The following is a 1,429-nucleotide window of genomic DNA, read 5'->3' on the forward strand; positions in this document are numbered from 1 at the left end:
CCCAACCGCTCGGCTTCGGCGAACAACGCCCCCACCTTCGCCGCACCGTCGAGCATCGAGTACTCGGTGTGCACATGCAGGTGAACGAAGGGGTCCATGAACTCTCCCAGTAGTCATACGGCGGGCGAGCGCATTCGATCAGAGTGCCTCTTCGAGCGTCCAACAAACGACACGCCGCAATCGACAACCAACAGTTGTAAAGAAAGGACAGGTGGGATCGGCCCGGTCTCGACCGGCGTCTTTCGTTCGAGAGTGACTAGGACTCGGGCAAATCGGCGCTGGTACGTGTCACTATCTCGCCCGACCGTTGCCTGATTGTGAGCAAGGTAACATTAAGTGTTGGAAACAATATTCCCATTTGTCGCTTTAATTGTGAACCCCTGGCGGAAAGACGTAATCCGAAGTCGCCTCTTTGGGCGAGTGACGCCTGGTTTTTCGTCTCATAGATTGTCTCTCTATGTGCATATACCACCAGGACATGACCGCGCCTCGGTTTTCCTGCGCCGGTGTAGTGCACTGCTCTGATTTGCCTCAGCGTGGCGACCGGATGGCGGACTGCACTCGCGGTTGGCGGTCCTTGTTTGACCGGTTATCTCACGAAGTGGCGAAACGGTGAGTGGTTCACAGTGAACGAGTGGTAACGTGTGGTCGGAACTCCTTGTCGCCTGGATGTTTTGGCGAACCGGGCCGGGCCTCGGGACTGGCCCTGTGTTTCGCTGCCAATAATTGGGGGCACAGGTATGGAAAATTTCGGCAATAGTGGTGGTCAGAAGCTTCTGGGCCTGGCCGATGAGGAATTCGGTGGCGACGACGCGGCGCCGCGCATGTGGTATGGCGAACTCAAGCGGGCGGCGCTGCTGTCGCCTCGTGAGATCCAGGTTTTCATCCAACTCGGCAACGGCAACTCGAATCGTGCTATCAGTCTGAACCTGCAAATCACCGAACGAACCGTCAAGGCGCACGTCGCACGAATAATGGCGAAACTAGGTGTGGAGTCAAGGCTGCAGGCAGGCCTTGTTTCCTACGCCTATCAGCTGGCTGTCCTGCAGCGCGTACCGAATCAAGGGGCGAGCTGTTCGCTCCCCGTCTGCGCGCAATCACCGCAAGGTGCTATGCGTCCTTTGGCTGGGCGGTAGACGGCCATTGAGCGGTTGCTGTGCAATGGTCGCTCGCAATTGTCAGGCGGTATCGGCGCTGAACTGGAGCTCGGCCGGCAGTTTTGTTCGCCGACGACCTGGTGGTAGGTGCCGCCGAGGTCTTCGAGCAGGGCGCGTTGCCGGGCCAGGTGTGCGGGGCTGGCGTCGGAAAGCCCGTCGCCGCGCACGATGTGCACGGCTAGTACGGCAGCAGCCATTCGCTAGCTGACCTGGGTGATCTTGGTGTCGCGGGCGAGTCTGGTGCGTTTGTGGTGCCATCGTGATCGTGCTTG

At 59.1% G+C, this 1,429-nt stretch carries 2 protein-coding genes; one reads left to right on the plus strand and one right to left on the minus strand.

The annotated features are described in order from the left end of the window. On the minus strand, nt 1–98 hold a 98-nt coding region (locus ACWDKQ_RS36145; protein WP_450143237.1), incomplete at its 3' end, for a PHP domain-containing protein. A 642-nt stretch (nt 99–740) separates the two neighbouring features. Between ACWDKQ_RS36145 and ACWDKQ_RS36150 the strand changes: the two genes are divergently transcribed. Next, entirely contained in the window at nt 741–1,136 is a 396-nt protein-coding gene (locus ACWDKQ_RS36150; protein ID WP_450143236.1) for a response regulator transcription factor, read from the plus strand. The last annotated feature ends 293 nt before the right edge of the window (nt 1,137–1,429 follow it).

The sequence above is a fragment of the Saccharopolyspora sp. NPDC000995 genome (genome assembly GCF_053599315.1).